21 protein-coding genes and 1 pseudogene are annotated in these 24,583 nt (G+C 43.9%); 7 read left to right on the top strand and 15 right to left on the bottom strand.

What is annotated here, in order from left to right; genetic code table 11:
* Positions 1 to 206: 206 nt before the first annotated feature.
* On the bottom strand, positions 207 to 530 hold the full coding sequence (locus OZ660_RS04135; protein ID WP_159623839.1) for a DUF3718 domain-containing protein: 324 nt from the start codon (positions 528 to 530) through the stop codon (positions 207 to 209).
* 256 nt (positions 531 to 786) lie between these two features.
* A complete protein-coding gene (locus tag OZ660_RS04130; RefSeq protein ID WP_274742651.1) occupies positions 787 to 2,031 on the bottom strand; it encodes a TMEM143 family protein in 1,245 nt (414 codons plus the stop codon).
* A 168-nt stretch (positions 2,032 to 2,199) separates the two neighbouring features.
* Between OZ660_RS04130 and OZ660_RS04125 the strand changes: the two genes are divergently transcribed.
* On the top strand, positions 2,200 to 2,799 hold the full coding sequence (locus OZ660_RS04125; RefSeq protein WP_274742650.1) for a YigZ family protein: 600 nt from the start codon (positions 2,200 to 2,202) through the stop codon (positions 2,797 to 2,799).
* A gap of 24 nt (positions 2,800 to 2,823) precedes the next feature.
* On the opposite strand, the gene OZ660_RS04120 is transcribed toward OZ660_RS04125, so the two are convergent.
* The 4 genes from OZ660_RS04120 to OZ660_RS04105 all read right to left on the bottom strand — a co-directional run bounded on the left by OZ660_RS04120 (position 2,824) and on the right by OZ660_RS04105 (position 7,957).
* Positions 2,824 to 3,360, bottom strand: a complete 537-nt coding sequence (locus OZ660_RS04120) for a peroxiredoxin-like family protein (RefSeq protein ID WP_274742649.1) — start codon at positions 3,358 to 3,360, stop codon at positions 2,824 to 2,826.
* Between the two features lie 279 nt (positions 3,361 to 3,639).
* On the bottom strand, positions 3,640 to 5,103 hold the full coding sequence (locus OZ660_RS04115) for a serine hydrolase (RefSeq protein ID WP_274742648.1): 1,464 nt from the start codon (positions 5,101 to 5,103) through the stop codon (positions 3,640 to 3,642).
* Between the two features lie 384 nt (positions 5,104 to 5,487).
* Positions 5,488 to 7,431 carry a M1 family metallopeptidase gene (locus OZ660_RS04110; protein ID WP_274742647.1) on the bottom strand — a complete coding sequence of 648 codons (1,944 nt, stop codon included), beginning with the start codon at positions 7,429 to 7,431 and terminating at the stop codon, positions 5,488 to 5,490.
* A 97-nt stretch (positions 7,432 to 7,528) separates the two neighbouring features.
* Positions 7,529 to 7,957 carry an organic hydroperoxide resistance protein gene (locus OZ660_RS04105; RefSeq protein WP_274742646.1) on the bottom strand — a complete coding sequence of 143 codons (429 nt, stop codon included), beginning with the start codon at positions 7,955 to 7,957 and terminating at the stop codon, positions 7,529 to 7,531.
* Positions 7,958 to 8,118: 161 nt separating this feature from the next.
* Between OZ660_RS04105 and OZ660_RS04100 the strand changes: the two genes are divergently transcribed.
* The 3 genes from OZ660_RS04100 (at position 8,119) to OZ660_RS04090 (ending at position 10,005) form a co-directional block, all read left to right on the top strand.
* Positions 8,119 to 8,571: a MarR family winged helix-turn-helix transcriptional regulator gene (locus OZ660_RS04100; RefSeq protein ID WP_274742645.1), complete on the top strand. Its 453-nt coding sequence runs from the start codon at positions 8,119 to 8,121 to the stop codon at positions 8,569 to 8,571.
* Between the two features lie 190 nt (positions 8,572 to 8,761).
* Complete coding sequence (gene trhA / locus OZ660_RS04095; protein WP_274742644.1) at positions 8,762 to 9,448, top strand: PAQR family membrane homeostasis protein TrhA; 687 nt, start codon at positions 8,762 to 8,764, stop codon at positions 9,446 to 9,448.
* Between the two features lie 50 nt (positions 9,449 to 9,498).
* Positions 9,499 to 10,005 (top strand): hypothetical protein, encoded by a 507-nt coding sequence (locus OZ660_RS04090; protein ID WP_159623850.1) that lies wholly within the window; start codon positions 9,499 to 9,501, stop codon positions 10,003 to 10,005.
* Positions 10,006 to 10,014: 9 nt separating this feature from the next.
* On the opposite strand, the gene OZ660_RS04085 is transcribed toward OZ660_RS04090, so the two are convergent.
* The 4 genes from OZ660_RS04085 to OZ660_RS04070 form a co-directional block, all read right to left on the bottom strand.
* Positions 10,015 to 10,956 carry a cell envelope integrity protein TolA gene (locus OZ660_RS04085; protein WP_274742643.1) on the bottom strand — a complete coding sequence of 314 codons (942 nt, stop codon included), beginning with the start codon at positions 10,954 to 10,956 and terminating at the stop codon, positions 10,015 to 10,017.
* A gap of 29 nt (positions 10,957 to 10,985) precedes the next feature.
* Positions 10,986 to 11,756, bottom strand: a complete 771-nt coding sequence (locus tag OZ660_RS04080) for an anti-sigma factor family protein (RefSeq protein WP_274742642.1) — start codon at positions 11,754 to 11,756, stop codon at positions 10,986 to 10,988.
* A complete protein-coding gene (locus OZ660_RS04075; protein ID WP_202263895.1) occupies positions 11,753 to 12,286 on the bottom strand; it encodes an RNA polymerase sigma factor in 534 nt (177 codons plus the stop codon). The genes OZ660_RS04080 and OZ660_RS04075 overlap by 4 nt, the downstream gene beginning before the upstream one ends.
* A gap of 168 nt (positions 12,287 to 12,454) precedes the next feature.
* Positions 12,455 to 13,363 carry a hydrogen peroxide-inducible genes activator gene (locus tag OZ660_RS04070; protein WP_159623854.1) on the bottom strand — a complete coding sequence of 303 codons (909 nt, stop codon included), beginning with the start codon at positions 13,361 to 13,363 and terminating at the stop codon, positions 12,455 to 12,457.
* A 255-nt stretch (positions 13,364 to 13,618) separates the two neighbouring features.
* Here OZ660_RS04070 and OZ660_RS04065 point away from each other — a divergent pair, with 255 nt between their 5' ends.
* Positions 13,619 to 14,599 (top strand): universal stress protein, encoded by a 981-nt coding sequence (locus OZ660_RS04065; protein WP_274742641.1) that lies wholly within the window; start codon positions 13,619 to 13,621, stop codon positions 14,597 to 14,599.
* A 132-nt stretch (positions 14,600 to 14,731) separates the two neighbouring features.
* On the opposite strand, the gene OZ660_RS04060 is transcribed toward OZ660_RS04065, so the two are convergent.
* The 5 genes from OZ660_RS04060 to OZ660_RS04040 all read right to left on the bottom strand — a co-directional run bounded on the left by OZ660_RS04060 (position 14,732) and on the right by OZ660_RS04040 (position 21,691).
* Complete coding sequence (locus OZ660_RS04060; protein ID WP_202263887.1) at positions 14,732 to 16,003, bottom strand: inorganic phosphate transporter; 1,272 nt, start codon at positions 16,001 to 16,003, stop codon at positions 14,732 to 14,734.
* Positions 16,004 to 16,343: 340 nt separating this feature from the next.
* Entirely contained in the window at positions 16,344 to 17,060 is a 717-nt protein-coding gene (gene phoU, locus OZ660_RS04055) for a phosphate signaling complex protein PhoU (protein WP_159623857.1), read from the bottom strand.
* Positions 17,061 to 17,149: 89 nt separating this feature from the next.
* Positions 17,150 to 17,956 carry a phosphate ABC transporter ATP-binding protein PstB gene (pstB, locus tag OZ660_RS04050; RefSeq protein WP_274742640.1) on the bottom strand — a complete coding sequence of 269 codons (807 nt, stop codon included), beginning with the start codon at positions 17,954 to 17,956 and terminating at the stop codon, positions 17,150 to 17,152.
* Between the two features lie 2 nt (positions 17,957 to 17,958).
* Positions 17,959 to 19,515 carry a phosphate ABC transporter permease PstA gene (pstA, locus tag OZ660_RS04045; RefSeq protein WP_274742639.1) on the bottom strand — a complete coding sequence of 519 codons (1,557 nt, stop codon included), beginning with the start codon at positions 19,513 to 19,515 and terminating at the stop codon, positions 17,959 to 17,961.
* Entirely contained in the window at positions 19,508 to 21,691 is a 2,184-nt protein-coding gene (locus OZ660_RS04040) for an ABC transporter permease subunit (RefSeq protein WP_274742638.1), read from the bottom strand. The genes pstA and OZ660_RS04040 overlap by 8 nt, the downstream gene beginning before the upstream one ends.
* 200 nt (positions 21,692 to 21,891) lie before the next feature.
* Here OZ660_RS04040 and OZ660_RS04035 point away from each other — a divergent pair, with 200 nt between their 5' ends.
* Positions 21,892 to 22,398, top strand: coding sequence for a glycine cleavage system protein R (locus OZ660_RS04035; RefSeq protein ID WP_159623861.1), 507 nt, complete (start codon positions 21,892 to 21,894; stop codon positions 22,396 to 22,398).
* Between the two features lie 108 nt (positions 22,399 to 22,506).
* Positions 22,507 to 24,581: pseudogene (gene ppk1, locus OZ660_RS04030) on the top strand (polyphosphate kinase 1).
* Positions 24,582 to 24,583 lie beyond the last annotated feature (2 nt).

Genomic DNA, 24,583 nt, shown 5'->3' with positions numbered 1-24,583 from the left:
GACAACGACCTAATGACATTAAGGTGTATGGTTTTGGGTTTGAGTTTGGGTATTGAGGTGAGGGTTTGAGCTTTGAAGTTTGGGTTTTAGAATTTGGGAGCTTAAAGGCATTTACACTTTTTTGAGAACGGTGTGCGCTATATTGAGCAAGCCATTGCCCATTCACGATGACTGCTGGTGAATGGGCAAGGTTACGAAACGCCAACTTATTTGCTGTAAGAAACGTTAGCAATAGCCTGGCTTTCAATATTTAGGTACTTTTTAATTGCTTCACTGTTTGCACCGTATTGGTCAACAAATTCAGCAACAGACATGCCGTTACACGTCATTTCGCTGGCAACATACTGCTTATCAACAGCAGACAGTTTAAGCTCTTTATGCAATTTCCATTTATTACCCGTAGCTGCAGCAACACAAAGATTTGAAGTAACAGAGTCATCTGCTGCCTCAATTTGTGTAGAGGCCATAGCAGCACCAGTGAACATAGTAGCAATTGCAACAGTAGCGATAGATTTTACAAGCGTTTTCATAGCACGATTTCCTTATTGGATGACATTGAGTAATGTTTAGTGAATGCACTTGTGTGCAATTTGCTAAACTTACCTAGTCTATTTCAATGACCGCGCCAACTTTTAATTACTCAATAATTTCAAAAACTTAAACAAAAAACACCAAAAACAAAGCCAACCTCACTCTGTGCCAAAAACCATCAAAATACGCTATTGACTAACATTTGGCTATTTTGACCACTACGATTTTTTCGCCTTTGCAATGAACGTGAACTTGCTACGCACTTTGATAGATATTATCCCAATAATCGTCGAGTATTGCGCAAGCCTCATGCAATGGTTTTGCTTTAAATACGTCGTTTGATTGCGAAATAATGTTCATACGCACAAGTTTGTTAAGGGCATCGGCCACGTCGAAATCGAGTACGCATTGGTGCTGCTGCATAAACCAGTGCTCAATTTTCTCGTCGAGTTCCTCTGCGCTAATGCCCGCGCTACCGAAGTTAAGCAAAAAGGAATATGCCAATAGCGCCTCTTTGCAATCCTCTTCTTCTGCAGCATCGATAAGGGTATGAAAAACACCCGCGTAATTATCAAGGTTTTTAAAATAGAGATTGTCAGACAAGGCTTTCATAAAGCGAATTTTTCTGTTTTTAAACTTTGTCCATTCTTTGAAAACAAAGCTTCCGAACACGCCCATACCAATACCAAAGGTCATTAAACTTTGCGTGGTAAGCTTCACTTCTTCATCTCTTAACCCTAGCCAAAACGCCACTACTGACGCCATTAAAATAAGCGATGCGCCAAGCTTAGTAACCAATACTACCGTGCCTCCTACTGCCGCCGACGCGCCAATAATCAGCTTATCGAGTGGTCTCATGCGCACTTCGCTGTTGGGAAACAGCATTTCCAAATCGGCTTTTGGGACGTTCTGAAAAAGCTTCACTATGGTTGAGCCGGGCGTAAAAGTGAGTGATTTTCGGTTATTTTGATTAAAGTAATCTGCGTCTTTAAACGTAATATATACGGCTACGCGATCGTAGTGCGTAAACTCAATTTTTCTTTTTCTTAGCCCCCACCACTGACGAAGTGTTTCGGTTTTAACTGACTCTCCACGACGGTAAAACACAACATCTTCAAAATCGTCAAACTGTACTTCTAAGCGCACTTTAAATAACGACTCTTCATTAAGCGCTTCTCTTAGGTCCTCATCAGTGACTTTCTCGAAATTTGCAGCGTCGAGCAGTTCGGCAAAGCCCGACGAAAATGCCTGTTTGCTTGTCTGTAAGTCAGTATGAGTTATCTGACCTATCACCCGTGTATCACGGTTAGGATCAAACAACGCATAGTTATCTTTGAGGTGTTCTAATCGATTGTGATAATCGTAATGAATACGGCTCACCAAAAGCTTTGCGAACGTGTCAAATTGATTGGCATTCTCTGTATCTGGCCAATTAATCAGGTCTTCGCACAATGTAATAACGTCTTGCTTTCTAAAAGGAATGTAGCGTTCTCGCGTCATTGTATTTTTCTTATTCCCGAGCATTAACAAATGAGGTTATAGCAATGTGGTACAGCAAAGCTAGACTGAACTCAAGTTTCAGTTCCCAGTTTACATCTAAGGTATAAACGTCATCACTTCATAGATATTCATCATTTTATGTGCATCACGATTTGGTATACTGCGCCAATGAGTTATCCCGTTCCCGCCAATCAGGTTGAAACCCTGTACGAAATTAAAAAAAGCAAGTTTATTGCTTTTGCTGCCTTTGCGAATTCTCGCGAAAGTGCCATGGCGCTGTTAGACAGCGTTAAGCAACAATACCCGGACGCACGCCACCATTGTTGGGCCTATGTATTTGGCAGCCCTAGTATGCCCACTAGTGCAGCGATGGCCGATGACGGTGAACCGAGCGGCACTGCGGGGAAACCTATTCTTAATGTGCTACAACACAAAGACATTGGTGACATCATGATTATTGTCACACGTTACTTTGGTGGTATTAAGCTGGGTGCTGGCGGATTAGTACGAGCCTATTCAGCGGCTGCACAGCAAGCAATTGACGAATTAGAGATACGCCAAGAAATAAGCTTAGAAGATGTGTTTGTAGAGGTCGATTTTAAGCATGAACAATTTGTGCGCCACTTGGTAGAACAAGCTTCAGGCGATATAGCACAGTGCGATTATTCCCACTGTGTAGATATGCACATAAAGCTACCTGCCACCGAAGTGGCAGGATTTAAAGCGCACATGGCACCTGTCGCGATGAGTGTAAAGTCGTCGCGTTAGCTAGAGTGTTAAAACTGACTCACGCTATGCCTTATACGTGCCACGGATGGGGTAATTGTTGTCTGGATTTCTTATAAACTCTAACCCTGAAACCAATTGCTCTAGATCGGGGCGTACAAATGGTGCGTTGGCTATTTCAGCAATATGAATCTCGTTATTCTCGTTGAGCACAAATAACGCGGGTTCAGCAAAATTATGATCCGTTTCTTTTTCTGAACGAGGCGTTGAGATGTAAAGTCCTAGTGTCTCCATGTCTTGCTGAGTTAGGCCGTAAGCAATAGGAAAACTGATGGAGAGATCTTTCAGATGCGCTTCAAGTTGCGCTTTGCTGTCTCCACTAACAGCAACTAAGTCGACGTTTAATTCTCGTAGCCGACCTTTGAATTCTTCAAGCTTGTTGAGATATTTAGTACAGATTGGACAGTGCTTTCCCCGAAACACTACAACCATTTTCCAGTCACATCCTTCTTGCTTGTCAGCAAGTGCGACAACCTCATCTGAAGACGATTTAACCGTAATATCGGGAAATTGAGTAGCGGGGTGCAATTTCTGTGTATACATATCGAGTTCCTTAGCAATAATAATTCGTAAATCCTTCACAAAAGCGATGAATGCTTCACTTTTATTTTGAAGTATCATTTATTGCTACGCTGATTCGTCATAATAGATCGACACAATGAAGTAGCACCTACGAAAAGTGTGGAAAAACAGCGTGATATTTAAGTACTGTTTACGCCGTTTACTAGTGTGATTGAAAGCGCTGCGCAACACGATTCAGGTAAGTGCAGCCGGTATGTTTATCACTATACCGGTTAAAATACAGCGGCCAAAAGCCCGTATTTAGTCTGCATCACTGATTTGTTTTAGACGTGTAGCGCTGTTATCACACCAAAAGCAATTTTCTGCAGGCTTACGTTTAATCGCTTGGGTAAAAGCCTGCTTAGCCGGTGCATACTGCCCCTTTATAAAATACGCTTCCCCCAGACTGTCCCATAAATTACCGTCGTCGCTGTAGAGTTCGACATTCAGCAGCAACAGGGCTATTGCGTCGTTATATCGTTCATGATCCACTAACCGCAAACCGGCACGATTCAGAATACGCTTGTTATCAATCTTGCTGGCAAAATTTTTCTGTAACACTGCCTTTTTGTGCTCAGGGCTACCGGTTGTGTTTAGCGATAGTCCTACAATTTGGCTGGTGATGCCGGTCTCATAGACTGGTAACGGTTCCTTTTCAAAAAGGTACTGCTCGATGTTATAAGGCAAGGCCATGGTACTTTCCACCAATGCATTTGAGGCAAACAGGATTAATATTTTTTCATCTGGTAACCATCGAAAGTCAAAGTAGTAGGTACCATTTGAGCCATTGTGACCAATAAAAGTGGTTTCCCGTGGGGTTGGCATGACTGCCCAACCATAACCATAGTGGCTGGTGCCCTCCTCGTTTTCTGCTACATGGGGCTCAAAGAGCTGATCGCGGTATTTTGCAGACAACACCGATTCACTCTGTAGCGCTTGTGCCCACAGATACATATCATTCATGGTGGACAGCATGCCGCCATTTCCTTTCAGTGGCCAGGCGATAGCTGCATCCTCAAAGTACTTATCCCGGGTACTACCCGTCTCTACTTCGCCAAACAAATACCCTGCAGCCGCAGGGAGTTCCGCCAATACCGGATTAAGATAACCGGTATGGTACATACCGGCTGGCTCAAACAAGGCCTTTTGAAGGTACTCTTCGTAAGACACCCCGCTTACCAGCTCAATGATCCGCGCCAGAATACTGTAACCAGCATTTGAATAGGCATAGCCTTCACCTGGTGCAAAATAAAGCGGTAAAGCAAACAGCCGGTTAAAAAACTCATTGGTCGGGACGTGTGTAAAATCACTCGCTCCAATGCCATTGGCAATACCGGCTGAATGGGTAAGGAGCTGATGTAGAGTGATAGCTTGTTTATCTTCGGGCAGGCTGTTAAAAAACCGGCTAATTGGCGTTGCAGTGCTTAGTTTGCCCTGTTGTACAAGATGCATCACTGCAGCGGCGGTAAACTGCTTGGTTACAGAACCGGTATCAAACAAGGTATCGGCGGTAATAGGCGTACTCCCTTGTCGCTCTGTTTTTCCGTAACCTTTATTTAAACGAAGCTTACCGTCTTCAGCAATTAATACGGCGCCGCTGAAACCGTTGTTCTCAGCAGTCGTTAAATACTGATCGAGCTTATTTAAGTCGGATGCATCGGCGGCGGACACCATGGGGCTGATCGTTATCACCAGGGCAATCAGGACTATTTTGAGTAAACGCATACCAACTCCGTTTCAGTGCTTATTAATAGAGCCGCAGACGCAGACCAAAAAGTTTTTATTGTTGTTGCTTTTCTTTAATCAACTGCCACTGATTAATCGTCTGCCACTAAGAAACATAACAGTTGTATAGTGTCTGGTCGAATAGGTAAAAATCAATCTTAAGTGTGGATGCAAATTGTAAACAAGCATTAATGGCTACGCTTGCCGCTCAAACACGAAAAAGCTAAAAGCATCTGCCGGAACATTTATGAAACTTTATACCGACAGGATCTGTCAGCTATGGTTGGGATTAACTCTTGGAAATGTTGCTCTTTCTGAAAGTAAAAAAGCAGCCCTAAGGCTGCTTTTATTTTTTGTCTTTCGCAATTACTACTGAGAGAATTATTACTGAACGTAACCCTCGTTAGCTTTCACCGTCAGTGGGTGATAGCCCGGCTTCGCTTCTTCAAACGCACGTTTCGCAAAGGCTTTGCCTTCTGGCGTTTTAGACAATTCGCGATAAAGCGGCTTAACCAGCTTATTACGACCAATAGTGACTAAGTAGCTATATAAACGTTCAAAGGCAGGTTGGTAGTTGTTCTCAACTGCAATCATTAGCCAGCTGTGCGCTATTTCATTGTTTTGCGTTGACGTTAATGAGAATGCAGCATCAAGCTCTGCAAGCTGCTCTGCACTTAGCGACTCTGGCATGTTGTTAAGGAAGTATAACCACTCATGCACTGTCCACTGTGCAGTATCGATATCAGCCGCTTTCACTTCACCGGCTAGCCATGCATTGCGCGTAGTGTCTATTTTTGCAAAAGCATCTGATTCAGGCTTAGGGGCACCTTCTGGAATACCCGGTTCGAATATCCAAGTGTTAATACGCTTGGCATCTAGCTTGTCAGGATACTGTTTTAGTAATGTATCTTCTAAGTAAGTGATAAAGGTGTCGGTTGTAATGCTCTTGAACGCGAAGTCTTTAAAGTATTGCATTAAGAATGCATCAAAGTTTTCACGACCAATCTTGTGCTCAATTTCGCGTAAAAACAACGCGCCTTTTTCGTAAGGGATATTTGAAAATACGTCGTCTGGATTGCGGCCGCGTAGGTCGATTGCCAGTATCTCATCGTTGGCGTCTAGCGCAGCAACATCATTTTGTAAGTCTTGATATCCCAGCACCGTTTCTTTTTTAAAGCGATCATGACCGTAGATCATTTCCATAATGCGGTAGGTCAGATAGGTGGTGAAGCCTTCGTTTAACCACAGGTCGCGCCACGTTGCATTGGTTACGGTATTGCCAGACCAGCTGTGTGCAAGTTCATGCGCAATTAACGACACTAAGCTCTTATCACCCGCGATAACCGTTGGGGTGATGAACGATAAACGCGGGTTTTCCATACCGCCAAAAGGGAAAGAAGGAGGAAGAATTAACAAATCGTAGCGATCCCATTGGTATGGACCATATGTTTCTTCGGTCACTTCTAGCATGGCTTCCGTGTCTTCGAACTCTTTTGCCGCGCTTTCTAACAATGCAGGTTCAGCATATACGCCCGTGCGCTCGCCCATTGCTTTAAACTCTAGGTCGCCAATAGCTAACGCAATAAGGTATGACGGAATAGGCTGAGGCATAGTGAATTCGTACTCACCGTCGCGCTCTGTTGTTGGATCATTCGAAGCACTCATTACAGCCAATAACGATTTCGGTGTTTTAATCGTGGCATCATAAGTAACGCGCACTTGAGGCGAGTCTTGAAGTGGAATGAAACTACGCGCATGCACAGCTTGTGCTTGGGTAAACAAGAAAGGGTGTTGTTTACCGGCTGTTTGCGCGGGAGTTAACCACTGTACGCCCGACGCTTCTGGCGACGTTGAATAAGCTACCGTTACACTGTTTACGCCTTCTGGTAGTGTGATTGAAAGCGGTGTACCTAAATCATCATCAACCTTACCCATTTCAAATGCGATATCACTACCTTGCGCCGTTACACTCTTGATATCGAGTGCACGTGTATCAAGCACAAGCGTGTTGTTTTCAGGAGCAGTGCGTTCAACGTCTAAGGTCACTTCACCAATAAGCTGTTTGGTATCGAAGTCTGCTGTAAGGTCGATAGTTAAATGCTTTACTCGAACTTCGCCTGGATTAGCAAAGGAGTGATAATCAACACCAGAGGCAATCTCAGCGTGTGAGTTCAACGCTTGATCTGTACCCTGTGTTGTATCTCGCGTGGTATTTTGAACAGCGCTATCTTTGGCGCCTTGCGCTTGAGAGGCGACGTCGCTACTTTCGCTGCAAGCAAAAAGTACTGGCATGCTTATACATGCTGCCAGTAATCCATATTTATTCATGTGACTTCCTAAAGGTAGTGATAACACGGTTTATGTTATCAAGCCTTTAGGAATCACGCGAATATTAAGCGACCATTACACGAATAGTACGATGTATTTACTTAACTGAAATCTCTACTTCAATGTTGCCGCGAGTAGCGTTTGAGTAAGGGCAAACCTGATGCGCAGTGTCAACGAGTGCCTGTGCTTGCGCCTTGTCCATGTCGCCTAAATCAACCGTAAGTTTAACCGCAATAGCAAAGCCTTGCTCGATAGGACCAATGGCTACATCACCCGTTACATTAATGTCGTCGGCCAATTTAATTTTCTGTGCCGCCGCCACGTGCTTAAGCGCACCAATAAAACACGCAGAGTAACCCGCTGCGAACATTTGCTCAGGGTTAGTACCCTCTCCGCCTGCACCGCCCAGTTCTTTTGGTGTAGACAGTTGAAGTGATAGCTTGCCGTCACTTGATTTTGCCGTACCTTCTCGACCACCCGTCGCAGTTGCTGTGCCGGTATAAACCACTTGTTGAAGCTTGTGCATAATGCTCTCCTTTCGTTCATTAATTTGGTGCGCTTGGCATACTAAAACTTACCTTACCAAACCCACATACTTTGCATGCAAAATAAATTAACACTATCCCATCTTGCAGATCAAGTACTTTGCATGCAAAATATAAAATCATTTTTTAACGAGGCCGTACCATGTCTGAACTCCTAAAATTAGAAAATCAGTTATGTCATCGGTTTTATACATTGTCGAATGCCTTTACACGGGCATACCGGCCCTTGCTGAAAACCCTTGATATAACCTACCCTCAGTACGTCACGTTAATGGCGCTTTGGGAAAACGACGATATCACTATCGCGAACCTATTAGAGGTCACTGATATTGACGGTGGTGCCATGTCGCTTATCTTAAAGAAGCTTGAAGCAAAGGGCTTTTTAACCGTCATTAAAGACGACAACGACAAACGCGTGCGACGGGTAAAACTTACGACCGAAGGTATAGAGAAAAAAGCGGTTGCTGAAGAAGTTCCCACACAGATGCTATGTAAACTACAGGGGATGACGAAAGAGGAAAGCCACATGCTAAGAGACTTACTTGATAAGCTCGGTGGATGTTTTTCGCAATCAGCCTCTGACGATAACCTGTAAAATGTCACTGCATTGTCATCACATTTTGCGCTCAGTTTGCTATTATCAACGTATTGAGCGAACAAGTGTTCGCCTAAAAAGCGTGTTTTTTCTGACGTTATGTTGCGATTAGATGTATCAACGCACGCGACAAGGCAATACAGCACTTAGCAATATTAGTAATGTCATTAGCAATATCAGTGGAGCCAGCATGACGACTTCAAATGCGATTACGCAAACTGCCAATGCCGCAAAAGAGAAAGCGAAGCAAATTCCCGCCAAAGCGTATTCTGTTGTGGAAGAATGGCTCAATAGCATCAGCCACGGTGCGGGATTGATTGCGGCCATTGTTGGTTTGGTTTTTATGCTCTATCGAGCCGACAATACACTAGAGTTGACTACCGCTGCCATATACGGTTCTACGCTGATATTAATGTTTCTAAGCTCTACCTTGTATCACGCCATTTCACATCACAAAGCCAAAAGCTGGCTCAAGCTCTTTGACCATAGTGCAATCTATTTGTTGATAGCAGGTACTTACACACCTTTATTACTTGTATCCATAGGTGGTGTGCTGGGAATCACTATGACAGCCATTATTTGGTGCTTAGCCATTGCGGGTGTTGCCTTTAAACTTGTGGCACAGCATCGCTTTCCTAAAGTGTCGGTAATGACCTATCTATTAATGGGATGGATAGCATTAGGGCTTATTTATCCGCTCTACATGGCACTACCCGGCGCAGGGCTATGGCTATTGGTAGCAGGCGGTTTGTGCTTTAGCGTAGGCGTATGTTTTTACGTTGCCAAAAAAGTAAAGTACACTCACGCCATATGGCATGTGTTTGTCATTGGTGGTTGTAGTTGTCACTACTTCTCTATCTACTATTTTGTGGTATGACTACACAGTAAAGTCAATTGTTGTAAACCTTAAAAGGCGAGTATTACTTCGTGGAATCGACGCAAGATACATCAGAAAAGCAACCCAGTATTGCTTGGTTTTCCCTTGGTGCAGGCAAGATCTGTCTTGGAAAGAAACCCACTGATGATGTATACCCTCGTCTAAAAAGTTTAGGGGTTACACACCTTGCCACAGTACAAACCAGTGAAGAAGATGCGCCTAGAATACGAGATGGTGCTTTAGCAGCGGGTCTTGAATGGCTATGGGTGCCGTTCCTTCACCCTTCTGCAAAGTCGCCTACTGAAGATGTTCACCTGCATCAGTACCTTCATGAACTATCTCAAATGTTAAGTGAAGGTGCGCGTATTTATTTACATTGTGATGGTTCGCAGCACCGCTGCAGCCTGCTTTTCTACGCGCTTTGTCACTACCGCCGAGTACCTTCTAACAGTGCTTATGGCGCGCTTCATAGTTTTGGTGCAAATGCCGCTAACGGTTTGTTGCGCTCTGAATTAGCGTGGGCAGCGGAACTTGGTCACACTGCGCCACGCATTTAGATTACTGCATTAAAAGCTATACACATCGGCATTAGCGAGTAATTTATTCGCATCTATTTTTTCTTGTACGCACTTCACAATATCCGTGCGCGTGAACACATAAATTCTGTCTTTGCGCTGGTTATTTTCACTGGTATCAAAGTCTTTTAAAACCATACTAATGTGTTCATTGTCTGGCAAGCCGCGAAGTCCCGAGCCAAAGCGACAAAGGGTATCGCTCATGCCCACTTCAAACCCGGCTAAGAAGCGCTTATAGGCTTGCTGCTGCTTTTCTTTGCGCTCAGCAAGTTGTTTCTCCTGTTGTTTCTCTAACGCTTTTAATTCTTCTTTCATTGACTTCGCTTTAGCCTCAACTTTTGCAAGTTTTTGCTGAGACATTTCTTTTTCAGCTAATAGTTCCTTTTTTCTTTCCTCATCAGCATGACGAAGTTCAAACGTAATGTCGCGAAGCTGACGTTCAGCTTCTCTTGATTCCCATGCCATCTCTCGTTGCATAGCGCGCAAATCTCTCACTCGCTCATGGCTTTCAGAGAAGGCCTCGGCAAAACGCATACTCGTTGCATCAGCATAAGCCTCCCATTCCCGCGTGGCTTCAAACACAATATCATCAATGTTTTCAAGCGAGCCTGTTAAGTTGGGTGTTGGTGGCTCTGGCGGTGCTGGTGGCGTCATTACTACCAGTCCTTCAACCATGGTTTCAATATCTCGTATCCAAGAGCTGCTTTGACCGCGAACATTCAACGTAAATACCGCCCCCTGTCCAGCTAAATAGCTCGTTTCTATGTTACTTACGCGCCAATTATCTGAAGATACATTTTGACGTAGCGACGTTTTTAGCACGCCGGACATAATTTCTAGTTCGTTAGCTAACTCATCATACTTTGCTGTGTTTTGAGCAAAGGCCAAACTACCTGTGGTGCATAGCACTAATGCGGTTAATAAACGTTTCATAATTCCACCTACCTGTCTAATCTTTAGGTTTAGTCTTCTAACGAAGGCTGCGTGTTGTTTACTGGATAAGAAGATGCTCCTGCGCCACTTGCACCACTTGGCGTAAGCACAGCACTGTACCCCATCTCCATATCATCAATTTCATCTTGAAGTCTGCTGAACTGTCGTGCATAAAAACGCTGATCGTCTATGCGCTGATCGTTAATAAACTTCAATAGTTCTGCAAAATCTTGCTTGCGCTCTTCGCGGCTAGAAGCCAGCAGATATTTGGTCAACTCCGCGCTATTTTGCTGTTGCTGACTAGACAATGCTTGAGCGTACTCTTTAAACAAAGACTGATTAGCCTGCTGATAGAATTCTCGCTGTTCGCCCAATGCTTCAGCGACTTTTTTAGCAACAAGTTCATCAATGTCATTTTGACCCATAGGCGCCTGTGAAGGTTGATTTGCGCTTTGCGAGAAGGTAAGCGCAATACCACTATCGTTAAATGATAATTGCGCTCCACTTAGCACCACTACCATTGCACAGGCAGACATTGCCATTGCAATGCCCGGTAGCGAGAACCACGGGCTTTTATCAGCACGAGGATTGCTACCGAAATACGTTGCCTCTTTATTCCACTGTGGCACAGGTGGGGCAGCAAAATTGTCTGCAAAGTTGTTAAGCATTTCGCTGGTTTCAACTCGGGCAGCAAATTCACTGTCTGTTTCAACAAGCTCATTAAATACAGCTTGTTGCTCTTTGCTTAGTTCGCCGTCAATAAACGCAGCGAATAGCACTTCTTTTTCTTGTAAAGTCATTGCTCTAACTCCAACTTTAACTTAGCCAATGCAGCGTAAAGTCTAGATTTCGCCGTATTGGTAGAGATGTCCATTTGCTCGGCTATTTCTTCAAACGTGAAGTGCCCAAAAAACTTTAATTCGACCACGGCTTTTTGACTTAAACTCAATTGCTGCATTGCTTGCGTCAATGCGCGACTCTCTCTGTTACTGTTGAGTTGCATTTCAGGGCACGGCGCTTCGCTTATTGGCGTGGCTACATCGTCAATGTCGGTATGTGGACGGCGTTTTCGATATAGCTCAACACAGCGACAATGGGCAATGCGATACAACCAACTCTTAAAGCTACCCTCGCCCTTAAAGCAAGCGAGACTGCGAAACACAGAGATAAATATCTCTTGCATTAAATCTGCGGCGTCGTGGCTATTTCCTGTCATGCGAAGCCCGTATTGATACATGGCTGATTCGTAGCGAGAAATAAGCGTAAACCACGCTTTTTTGTTTCCTTTTAATGCCTGTTCCACGAGTTTTTCATCTCGTTTCGTAAACACGGCGTTCCCCGTTTTGTTGTTGATCTCTTTAACTTAATCATTAAGTCGAGGGCGTGGGTAAAAAAGTTTGTACTTTTTTGCTTTTTTTTGGAAAAAAGAACGAATTGGGCAAAGACGTGGATGGCGTGTCAGCATTAACACGCCGTAAAAATGATTGGCTAGGGTGTGCTATTTAAGCGTTGGAATGGGGAGTAATGGAGAAATGATTTCACCAATGCGACGGAAAAGCTGCATACGTGTTGTACCCGAACGCCATACTAAACCAATTTCTCTATATCCCTGTTCTTCTGCAGGAAAGCTCTTTAGGCCCGTGTGCTCTAAGATAGATTGGTTTAATGCAAGCTCTGGCAAAAAGGTATACCCCATTTTACTGTTGGCTAACTGCACTAACGTGTAAAGGCTACTTGCAGCTACTTTACTGATTTGATCGCTATGCTGCAGGTTACATGCACTCACCGCATGTCCTGTCATACAGTGCTCTTGCTGTAATAAAAATATGCTTTTCTTTGGCAGTGTTGAAATATCAACTGGGTTTGGCAGCTTTTCAGCCATTTCCTCATGGGCTATTAAGTGAAATGGGTCATGACCAAGAATCATTTGCTTACATCCAGGCGTTTCCATTGGAAGTGCAAGAATAAGTAAGTCTAAACGTCCATCGGTAAGCTGCTGTAATAGCTTCTCGGTAGTATCTTCTTGCATTTCCAGGTTAATTTCAGGCAAGAACGCACTGAACGCGCCCATCATACCTTCAAACAAAAATGGTGCGATTGTAGGTATAACACCTAACTTCAGTGTGCCACGCTGCCAATTGCCAGCATTTTGCGCATATTCCACCAATTCACCGGCTTCTTGAAGCAGTACTTTACTGCGTTCGACAATGTCTAAACCCAACGAAGTGAATACGAATGTTTTATGCTCACGCTCTAGTAATTGACTACCAAAATGCTCTTCTAGGTTTTGAATTGCGGTGCTTAGTGTCGACTGGCTCACATTACAGCGTTGCGCTGCTCTGTGAAAATGCTGTTCTTGGTGAAGCGTAACTAAGTAATGTAGGTGCTTAAGATTCGGCCACTTCATAGGCTTCTCACAGTAAAATAAAAATGAATTAAAATAGAAAGGTTTAATCTAACATAAAGATTATAAACAACCCAACTCTAACTCGCGCCCCATGCACACGGTAACAATCTTTACCGTTTTAAGAATTCGTCAAGCGGTGGCTGGAAAGTGCAGAAAAGTAGGGTTAGGATAAATACAGTCAGTGTATTCTCGCTTCAAGCAAGCTCGTAGTGGATTGATGTTCTACTACTTAATCTTTTTGCCACAGAGGACGCCATGAAAGGCCATTATAAGAATATTCTATGTGTCTTAACCGACTCCCATCGTCAAGATGATACCGTGGCACAAGCCATTCATATCGCAAAGGCCCACCAAGCCAATCTTACTATTATGCTTTCTCTGGAAGCATTACCGCCTAATGCCAGTATGGTAATGGAATCTTTTTCCTATATTGATTCGCAGCAAACTATGGAGACGCAGGCAAATCATTGGCTTAGCGAACAAGCCGAAAGTTGGGGTAAGCAATACCATGTATCGACTCAAGTGACCGTCGGCCAGCCCCTTATCGATGTAGTGAGCTATGTGCTTGAACACAAAATCGATTTAGTGATTAAGCGCGCAGAGGAAAGTTTTTTGGACAAGCTGTTTGGCAGCTTAGATATGCGCTTATTTAGAAAATGTCCATGTCCAGTATGGATTATCAACCATCAGCCGCGCAGCCAGTACAAAAATGTTGTTGCGGCACTCGATTTAAACTACCACTATCCCGAACATGAAGTGGCGATACGACGCGATCTAAACCGCGATATTTTGCGTCATGCAAGCCAAATAGCGCTGTTGGAGTTTGCACAACTTCACATCGTACACGTGTTCGATGCGGTGCCAGAAAATATTGCAAGAGATGGTTTTATTACCGTAGATAACGATCGCATGGAAACCGACCTTGCTAAAATCCATTCAGAGCGTGAAGAAGAACTCGATAGCCTGCTCACGGAACTTGGCGAAGAATTAGATGACGATGTACTTGATTATCTTAAACCTCAAAAACACATTGTGCATGGTTACCCGCGAAGAGAAATAGCCGCCACTACAACGTCACTTGATACCGACATTATTGTTATGGGGACCGTTGCACGCTTAGGCGTTCCAGGCTTTATTATGGGCGGAACTGCTGAGGAAACGATTCATCAGCTAAAATGCGCTGTAGTAGGCGTTAAACCGCGCGGTTTTGAAACGCCAATTGCAGTGAAAAAATAAACGCGTTGTATGCTTGTTCGTGTTTAGTAGCAATGCGAGAAGGCTAATACACCACAAATAAAAATGCCGCCAAGGTTCCCCTTAGCGGCATTTTTGTATTATCGGCTATCCGATGGATTGCGTTTATTACGATTATTCTACGCCAAACGCGGCTTTCAAAATGAAGAAGAAAATAATCGACAATATTGCTCCAGCCGGAAGCGTAACTATCCAAGACACCACGATATTTCTCACAATACCCAGATTCAGTGCCGAAACGCCTCGCGCTAAACCTACACCCAATACTGCACCAACCAAGGTTTGTGTTGTTGAGATAGGTAAGCCAGTACCTGATGCGATAACAACTGTACATGCAGCAGCAAGCTCTGCGGCAAAACCTCTACTTGGCGTTAAATGCGTAATACCTTGACCAATAGTTTTGATAACGCGATGGCCAAACAGCGCCAGACCGGCCACAATGCCCAGACCGCCTAACGGTAATATCCAAGGAGCAAGTGTTGCACTTGAGTTTATTTCACCACCGCTGCTAACCACACTTACTACTGCAGCTAATGGCCCGATAGCGTTGGCCACATCGTTTGAGCCATGCGCAAATGCCATACAGCACGCGGTAACCACCATAAGAAGTGCAAACACTTTTTCCACATTGGCTGCTTGTAAGTCAGCATCCTCTGAACCACTGAATTTCATACGGCCAATAAACCATTTTCCAAGAAACGCCAGCAATACAGCAATGCCAATAGCAAGCAAGTATCCGTTAGTTGCGCTTAGTTCCAGGCCTACGTGCTTCAGACCTTTCTTGATGGTAACAAGCGACATTACAAAGCCTGCCAACGCCATATAGAAAGGCACATATCGCTTTGCATTCTCAAAAGGCGATTGAGTCTGGAAAATGAGTTTGTGTGCACTCATAAAAATAAGATACGCAATGACACCAGATATCGCAGGAGTGACTACCCAGCTCCCCACGATACCGCCCACTTTATCCCATGAAACGGCATCCATGCTTACGCCTGTTGCCGTAAACCCGATAATTGCCCCAATAATAGAATGGGTAGTAGACACTGGCCAACCCAACCATGACGCCACAGCAAGCCAAATACCGGCTGCAAACAATGACGAGATCATACCCAACACTAAATATTCAGGTATATCTATGAAATAAGTAGAGTCGATAATCCCTTTTCGAATTGTCGAGGTTACTTCCCCACCAGCAAGGTAGGCACCAGCAAACTCGAATATCATCGCGATGATAATTGCTTGTTTTATAGTTAAAGCTTTAGAACCTACTGACGTACCCATTGCGTTAGCAACGTCATTCGCTCCAATACCCCAAGCCATGACGAAACCAACGCCAGCGGCAAGAAGAATAAGAATTAGGCCGTAACTTTCAAAAAATTCCACGGATAATCGCTCCCGATCTAAACGCGATTTAGGCTGGATGCTACATGATTACGTAGCATGGTCTCTGGGCCACAAAGGCTAGAGACAAAAGTTAAAGACAAATTGTGTTTTATCATAAGGTTCGATTAAATTTTGCACGATCTGTTCTTGGCTGCGGCGCATGATAACGTAATCGTCTTCGAAGCCATAGTGAAAATCACTGAAAAACGATAAAAGAGTACTGAATTATTACTATGCGATGATAAAACAACCAAATATTGCAGTTTTATGACATATAAATTTCACTGCAGATTGAATTTAGACTATTCAACGCAAAATTGCGTTGACCAATTGGACAAGATTACGTCAAATCTTCTATCTTTTGCTGAATATTTTCCAGTGGTGTGTGACGAACATCGGTGCCTCTTGTTAAGTAGATAACGTACTCGCACACGTTTTTACACCTATCACCAATACGTTCTAATGAGCGCAATGCCCAAAGCACATCAAGCCAGTCTTGCATGTCTTCGGTACTTTTTTCCATCTCGTGCGTGGTGTAAGTCAATAGCTTCTTGTACTCACTGTCGATTCGGTTATCTTGATCGTATACCGCTAATGCGGCGTCTTCGTCTTGCCGTGCAAACGCATCAAACGTACCGCGCATCATTGCTGCGACACGCTCACCTATTAGTAGCATGCTGCTTCTGATAGTGTCTGAAGAAGGTAGTTTGTTTCGTGTAACCAGTTTGGCAATGCGTTCAATTTCATCACCCATTCTTTCTATATCAGTAATGGCTTTAGAAATCGTCATGATTAGACGTAAGTCACTGGCAGTAGGATGGCGTTTGGCAATAATACGCAAGCATTCTTCGTCAATTTGCACTTCCATTGAGTTGATTTTTAAATCGTTGAGTACAACTTTTTCTGCTAAGCCTGCGTGATTATGTTTAACCGCTTTAAGCGTATCTACGAGCTGCTGCTCTACTTCGCCACCCATAGTAAGTACTGAATTACGCAAGTTTTCCAGTTCTATGTTAAACGTACCAGAGATGTGAGTATTTAAAGCAACTTGGCGCATTTCACTGCCTCTTGTGACTGTTTAGACCCAACGCGCTTGCGTTGAGTACACTTTTCCCATGACCACTTGTAAGATGACTTACCAAGTAACTAGCCATAGCGTCCGGTAATATAATCTTCTGTTTGTTTCTTATCAGGCATCGTAAACAACGTATCGCTATCAGCGTATTCCACTAATCTTCCCTGATGGAAAAACGCGGTGTAATCACTTACACGCGCTGCTTGTTGCATATTGTGCGTCACAATAATAATAGTGCACTGCTTTTTTAATGAATCCATCAATTCTTCAATAAACAAGGTGGTGAGTGGATCCAACGCTGATGTAGGTTCATCTAAAAGCAAAATATCGGGTTTAAGTGCTAACGCTCTGGCGATAACAAGGCGTTGCTGCTGTCCCCCCGAAAGTACGTGGGCAGATTCGAACAGCCTGTCTTTTACCTCGTTCCAAAGGGCCGCCTGTTTAAGTGCACCTTCAACAGCATCATCTAAATGACGTCGTACTTTAATGCCTTGAAGCTTTAATCCATAACATACGTTTTCGTAAATGCTCATAGGGAACGGGTTTGGTCGCTGAAATACCATACCCACTTTGGTTCGAAGGCGCGACACATTTACTTTTCGACTGTTGATATCTCTACCATCAATGATGATTTCTCCGCTGTATTTACAGCCGTCGTACAAGTCATTCAAACGGTTAAAACAGCTGATCAACGTCGACTTTCCGCAACCACTTTGCCCAATTAAAGCCGTGATCTTATTTTTTGGTATTCGCATGCTGATATCATCCAGCACATGCTTGTTACCAAACCATAAGTTGAGATTTTTAACCTCAACTGCGGTTTGCTCTTCGTTTATATCATTGACGTTGAGCGTATGGTGTTCAAACAACTTAAGCATGATTATCCTTTGAGATAGCGTCTGCGTAAGCGGGTTCTGAGAATGACCGCCAGTATATTCAGTACAAAAACAACCAGTAAAAGCAATAGACACGCAGCAAACATCATGCTGGCACTTTTACCATCGGTTTGACTGTGAAAAGCACCGTCGTAAATAAGCACGCCTAGGTGCATAAACTGCCTATCTAAATGCAAATAGGGAAACTCGCCATCAATAGGTAAACTTGGTGCAAATTTGACAGCCCCTACCAACATAAGTGGTGCCACTTCGCCAGCAGCCCGTGCGATTGCCAGTATTACGCCAGTCATGATCCCCGGTGATGCAATAGGCAGTATGGTTCGTACAATCGTTTCCATTTTTGTAGCGCCCAAGGCATAACTTCCCGCTTTTAACCCTTCGGGCACCCGTCGTAAACCTTCTTCTGTCGCCACAATAACCACTGGCAATGTCAAAATAGCCATGGTTAACGCCGCCCAAAACACACCGGGACTCCCCATGGTCGGTGCAGGTAGTTTGTCGCTAAACAATAGCTCATCAATACTGCCACCTAAGGTGTAGACAAAGAAGCCTAGACCGAATACGCCATAAACGATTGAGGGTACGCCAGCCATGTTACTAACACTTACCCGTATTACGGTAGTGAGCGCATTGTGAGGCGCATACTCGCTTAAATATATTGCCGCGAGCACGCCAAATGGCGTTACGATAATGGTCATCAAAAACACCATTAACACCGTACCAAACAACGCCGGAAACACACCGCCTGACGTATTCGCTTGCTTCGGCGAGTCCGTTAGAAAAACCCCAATTTCACTTAAGACCACCTTCCACTTTTCAAACGTGCTCAGTCGGCTTACAAAATCTACGTCTTGAATGCGGGATATGGGCAGCGAGAAGCTGCTGCCACCAGCAAAGGTAACCTGAAGCTGATATTCATTGCGCCTTGCCTCATACCCTAACACTTCAGTTTGGTAATACTTAAACGTAGCGACCAATTTTTCTCTGGCTGGCGCATCGTCATCAACATTGCGAATATCAAATTCAGAGAGTGCCTCGTGAATGGGCGCTAAATGCTGTGTATTTATCGTTTCTATCTGTTCGGTAATCAGCGCGACTTCATCTGCAATAGCATCAAGTGTCGAAAGCGGTGCGCGGTCGTTCTCTGGTGTAATAATGTATTGGGGTATCGCAAGCACTCTTCGGCCATCGTTGAGTTTGATTTCAGCACTGTTAAATGCCAATACCATTTCATCCATATCGCTTCTTTCAATTCGCATTTGCGAACCATATGGGAAACGCTCATTTGAGTACTTTAGAGTAACTTCAGAGTCTGATACATCGTCGTACACATTGGCCAATACTGAATACTGTCCTTCTTCGCCGGTCATCGTGATTCGATAAATAGGCTCTGGCCAAAAATACGCGGTCCCTCGATAAGTGATGAGGATCAGTACGCTAACTAATGCGATCAGCAACAAACTCGTAAAGAATGCCGTTAAACTGATGACGAGTGATTGTCGCTGAACTGGATTTAAGCCTGTAAGAGAAGGATTAGCCAATGAAGACCCTCCCTTTAATGCGTTGACGCATTAGCTCGGCAGCAGTATTTACCAAAAAGGTAAATGCAAACAAAATACAAGCCGTAAAAAAGAGAATTTGATAGTGTGCTGACGACACATCCGCCTCAGGAAGCTCAATGGCTAAGTTCGCAGTAAGTGCTCGCAAACCTTCAATTAATCCCCAGCTAGATATTGGCGTGTTTCCCGTCACCATAAGTACTATCATTGTTTCGCCAAATGCACGCCCAAACCCCAACATGATTGCCGCCACTATGCCCGGTAGCGCTACATGAATAACCACATGCAACAAGGTTTGTAATCGGGTAGCCCCTAGGGCAAACGACGCGTATTTAAGGTCATTAGGAACACCATTAATTGCATCTTCGGCCAGAGAATAAATACTCGGAGAGATAGCCACACCAAGGGCAAGAGCAACAACAATTGTCGTTTTACCTATTGGACTTTCTGATTCAGCAGCAAGCAAGGTAAAACCATCAACGCCTAACAATGAGAAAATTAACGAGGGTGCTAATTCAACGCTTATGTAACCTAAAACAAACACGCCGCCCACCGCAAAGAGTAACTCTGCTCCATGTCTAAAGCGTTTTGGAAGCAGTTCAGCCACAGGACGTTGAACTACCGCTACACCGATAAGCACGAATGGTATGACGACAAGGAAGAAGCCGAATGAAAACAAAAATTGCTCAGCTTTAGGCGATAGCCAAATAGCGGCAATAAAACCGATTAAAACACTTGGGATCGCTTCTAAAAGTTCGATGGCGGGCTTAAGTACATTGCGCAACTTGCTCTTAGCGAAAAATGCCGTGTAAATAGCCGCGCCAATCGCAACAGGAATGGCGATAAGTAAGGCCAATAACGACGCTTTAATGCTGCCAATTAATAACGGCGTAAGACTAAATTTAGCCTCTTGATAGTCAGATGCACTGGTAGTTTGCCAAACCGTTTCATCGTCATGATACCCCTCGTAGTGCTGAGGGCTAAATAGTGAAGACCACGTTGTAATGCCACTTAAGTCATTTCCCTGCCAGATAGTAAGTGAGTTATCGGTATTGCCATAAAGCTTATCGCCATACCACGCCAATGCATTGGCCTGCGTTTTTATCTTCTGTGCCGTTACCACTTCTCCAGACACGCGATTAATAAGCAAAATACGATGCTTGTTGGTAAGAATGGCAATCAAGTTCATGCTGGCGTGCTCAGCTACATCAAGCACGTTTTCATTTTTGTTAAGCACAAGTTCGTAAGTCTTCTCGAAACGGCTGCCTAGTTCGTCTCTCACTACTACCCAACGCGATACCGTTTGGTTAAGGGGATTGGCGAGAAAAAACGTTCTCTGCTTTTCTAAACCAAATAACCTCATATCACTGTTAAACGCAACAACACCTCTGGTAGCGTTGCTCAGTGTACTGCCTTCATCGCGCAAACGATTTATCATTAATGCGCTACCTGATTGAATTAATACGCTTTCGCTACCAGGCATCAATAGATAGCGGGGGGAGCTTGCAAAGCTGCGGTCTATGACATTGGTAGGTTGCTGACGATTTATCCATCTAACCCACAGTCCGTCAGCATGCTCGATAGCAACCACAACCCACTTGGCAGACAGTGCAATACGCCATGCGCTTCGCTGCTCCCATCGCTTTTTAGGAAGTGCAAACGCAATAAAATTTGTCATCAGAGACTGCGATAAATCCGCAATATCATTTTGCCCTGTCGCACTTTTTCCCGTATTAAAATAGCGAACAGGCATGATCCTGACCTGTGCGTTAGGCGATACGTCTACAATAAAGTTTTCACCCATTAAGCTTAATGTTGCCAGCTCGTACTCACAGGGTCTGATGTAGTCGTGTTGGCTTAAAAGCGTATTGTTTGAAAGCGTACTTAGACCTAATCGACAATCCTGTTTTCTGACTAAGATGGGCTGCCCGTTAACCACATCGCCAGCGCGCAAAATACGCTGACCGTTGTCTACAGAATGAGTAGCAATAGGAGTAAGGCTTGGAATGTACGCTAAGGGTAACGCTTGGCTTATAAGATGGGTAATAAGAATAACCAGAGTAAGCAGCACTAGGCCACCAAACCCAGTAACAACATAACGTGACCATTTGTCGTTACGTTGGCGCTTTTTGTTAATGCTGTCGCTGTCGAAACTCATTAATAATTCTTATTTATTGAAATTCTTCTTTTAAAAGAGAATTCGGCGAAAATTGCACTGGTGAGCAGTGTAAGTTTTGTTATGCTAATAGCAAGTGAAAGTTTATCACATACCCTATGCGCACTTTCTGATGCGCTATGGTATTACCCTGCAAGAAGACGATCAAAGTTTTTCTTATTTAACCCGCTAAGGAGCGCCGCATGCAATCATTAGTTATAAGCATTATGGGTAAAGACAAGCCTGGCTTGGTAGATTCGCTGGCAAAGTGTGTTTATAAGCATCAGGGCAACTGGCAAGGCTCCAGCTTTGCTCACATGGCTGGCATGTTTACTGGCTTTGTGGAAGTGCACGTATCTGAAGATGAAAAGCAAAACCTCATCGACGCTTTAGATTCAATTAAGGATCTTTCTGTTCAATCTGTTGCAGTAGCAACGAGTGGCGAAACCAACTCGACCAAACTCACTGTTGATGTCATGGGTAACGACAAGACAGGTATCGTTCAAGAGCTCACATCGGTACTCAATCAGTTTAATTTGAACATAGTGACGTTTTCCTCTCATTGCGAAAGCGCACCGAACTGGGGAAGCTTAATCTTTAAAGCAAAAGCCGAAATAGCCGTACCAGCAGATTTTGATGACGACGCGCTACAAGATGCGCTTGAAGCGCTCGCAAATGACTTGGTAGTTGATATAACCGCTAAGCGCTAAGAGTGAGTTAACTGCTGCACATCGCGCCAAATATGTGCGCGCTGTCACAGTAGTGTCACTGACTGATGGCAGTCTTTGACCATTTTTATGAACGTAAATTGAGACATTATGGATAGCGACGTTTTATATTATCCCAAAGAATTGAGTTGGCTGGCGTTTAACGAACGCGTATTGCAAGAAGCCGCTGATAAAAATAACCCTGCTGTTGAGCGCATTCGCTTTTTAGGAATCTATTCAAATAATCTCGATGAGTTTTATCGTGTTCGTGCCGCCGACGTTAAACGTCAAATTACCATTGCACAAAATGACGGTAATGAAGAAGAAGCACAACGCCAAACTGAGCTAATGGCCCAAATTCAGAAAAAAGTGGTGCAACTTTCTGAAAAATTCGACCAGATCCACAAAGATGTTGTACGCGCACTCGCACGATACAATATTCATATTCTGCGCAAAGACGATTTAGACGATTATCAAAAGCAGTGGGTGCGCAACTTTTTCGTAAACAAAGTGCTTCGCCATATCGCGCGCCTATTCTCATTGACAAAAAAACTGACTTACTGAGCCGCTTAAACGGTAACTCGGTGTATTTATATGTGGCACTGAGACGAGTAGAACGCAATCCAAAGTTTGCCGTTATTCAGGTACCTACATCTGAAATGTCGCGCTTTATGCTTATTCCTCCTCAGAAAAGCCGTAAGAAGAAAAGTATTATCATGCTTGATGACATGATTCAGCTTTGTATTGAAGATATTTTTCGCGGTTTCGTGAAGTTTGACGAAATAGAAGCTTTTTCATTCAAGATGACACGAGACGCAGAATATTCCATTAACGAAGAAATCGACGAAAGCTTCGTTGAAAAGATGTCAGAAAGTATGAAGCAGCGACTTATCGCTGAGCCTGTTCGTGTCATTTACGACAATGATATGCCACAAGATATGCAGCAAGATTTGCGTAAACGTTTGAAAATCACCAAGCTGGATACCATGCATGCGGCTGGTCACTACCGCAACTTTAAAGACTTTATTGGCTTTCCTAACGTTGGTCGAGAATATTTAGAGCATGCGCCACTCCCGGCTATCGACAGTAATGCATTTTCAAAATACAACACCGTATTTGACGCCATTACCGCGCATGATATTTTACTGCATTACCCTTATCACAGGTTCTTGCACTTCACTGAATTCGTGCGTCAGGCCGCATTTGACCCTAATGTGAAAGCCATTCGCATCAATATCTACCGTGTTGCCAGTAACTCGCGCATCATCAACTCACTGATTGACGCTGTTGATAATGGTAAGAAAGTAACCGTAGTTGTTGAACTTCGTGCGCGTTTTGACGAAGAAGCCAATATTGAATGGTCTAAACGCATGACCGACGCAGGAATTCGCGTTGTACTTGGCGTACCCACTCTGAAAATTCACTCTAAGCTATGTATAGTAACCCGTGAAGAGCGCGGTAGCATGGTGAATTACGCCCACTTTGGTACAGGTAACTTCAACGAGAAAACTGCCAAAATTTACACCGACTACAGTCTATTTACGCGCAATCAAGAGTTGGCTGACGAGGGCGTAGCCGTATTTGACCTTATTCAATACCCTTACCGACGCTACAAATTTCAGCACCTACAAATATCGCCATTGAATGCGCGCACCAAAATTCAGTCGTTAATTCGTCAGGAAATTCAGCACCTTAACCAAGGTCACAAAGCGCAAATTACGTTCAAGATTAATAACCTTGTTGATAATGAGCTTATTGATGATTTATATCGCGCAAGCCAAGCCGGTGTGAAAATTCGAGGGATTGTACGTGGTATGTGCTCACTTAACCCGGGGATTAAAGGTATAAGTGACAACATTGAAATTATATCTATTGTTGACCGATTCTTAGAGCACCCACGTGTGATGATATTTGAAGGTGGTGGCGACAGAAAAGTGTATATCTCTTCCGCTGACTGGATGACGCGTAACATGGATAACCGCATTGAAGTTGGTTGCCCGGTATACGATAAGGGACTTCAACAGCGCATTGTTGATATAATGGAGCTACAATTTAAAGATACCCTTAAAGCCCGTGTGATTGACAAGGATCAGAGCAACAAGTACGTTCGCAGGGGTAACCGTAAAAAGCTTCGTTCACAATTAGAGATTTACGACTATTTGAAGAAGCTCGAAGAAAAACTTTAGGA

It is taken from the genome of Alteromonas sp. 009811495 (genome assembly GCF_028865455.1).
In the GTDB taxonomy this organism is placed as follows: domain Bacteria; phylum Pseudomonadota; class Gammaproteobacteria; order Enterobacterales; family Alteromonadaceae; genus Alteromonas.
The sequence above is the reverse complement of the archived record's forward strand: the minus strand, read 5'-3'. Positions and strand labels throughout refer to the sequence as shown.

Bases quoted from the DNA above. Each gene is read 5' to 3' on its own strand.
- OZ660_RS04135 (WP_159623839.1), bottom strand. From the start codon at position 530: ATGAAAACGCTTGTAAAATCTATCGCTACTGTTGCAATTGCTACTATG.
- OZ660_RS04115 (WP_274742648.1), bottom strand. From the start codon at position 5,103: ATGCGTTTACTCAAAATAGTCCTGATTGCCCTGGTGATAACGATCAGC.
- phoU (WP_159623857.1), bottom strand. From the start codon at position 17,060: ATGCGCCAAGTTGCTTTAAATACTCACATCTCTGGTACGTTTAACATA.
- pstB (WP_274742640.1), bottom strand. From the start codon at position 17,956: ATGCTTAAGTTGTTTGAACACCATACGCTCAACGTCAATGATATAAAC.
- trhA (WP_274742644.1), top strand. From the start codon at position 8,762: ATGACGACTTCAAATGCGATTACGCAAACTGCCAATGCCGCAAAAGAG.
- OZ660_RS04105 (WP_274742646.1), bottom strand. From the start codon at position 7,957: ATGCACAAGCTTCAACAAGTGGTTTATACCGGCACAGCAACTGCGACG.
- OZ660_RS04085 (WP_274742643.1), bottom strand. From the start codon at position 10,956: ATGAAACGTTTATTAACCGCATTAGTGCTATGCACCACAGGTAGTTTG.
- OZ660_RS04065 (WP_274742641.1), top strand. From the start codon at position 13,619: ATGAAAGGCCATTATAAGAATATTCTATGTGTCTTAACCGACTCCCAT.
- OZ660_RS04125 (WP_274742650.1), top strand. From the start codon at position 2,200: ATGAGTTATCCCGTTCCCGCCAATCAGGTTGAAACCCTGTACGAAATT.
- OZ660_RS04100 (WP_274742645.1), top strand. From the start codon at position 8,119: ATGTCTGAACTCCTAAAATTAGAAAATCAGTTATGTCATCGGTTTTAT.
- OZ660_RS04080 (WP_274742642.1), bottom strand. From the start codon at position 11,756: ATGACTTTACAAGAAAAAGAAGTGCTATTCGCTGCGTTTATTGACGGC.
- OZ660_RS04040 (WP_274742638.1), bottom strand. From the start codon at position 21,691: ATGAGTTTCGACAGCGACAGCATTAACAAAAAGCGCCAACGTAACGAC.
- OZ660_RS04070 (WP_159623854.1), bottom strand. From the start codon at position 13,363: ATGAAGTGGCCGAATCTTAAGCACCTACATTACTTAGTTACGCTTCAC.
- OZ660_RS04130 (WP_274742651.1), bottom strand. From the start codon at position 2,031: ATGACGCGAGAACGCTACATTCCTTTTAGAAAGCAAGACGTTATTACA.
- OZ660_RS04035 (WP_159623861.1), top strand. From the start codon at position 21,892: ATGCAATCATTAGTTATAAGCATTATGGGTAAAGACAAGCCTGGCTTG.
- OZ660_RS04120 (WP_274742649.1), bottom strand. From the start codon at position 3,360: ATGTATACACAGAAATTGCACCCCGCTACTCAATTTCCCGATATTACG.
- OZ660_RS04110 (WP_274742647.1), bottom strand. From the start codon at position 7,431: ATGAATAAATATGGATTACTGGCAGCATGTATAAGCATGCCAGTACTT.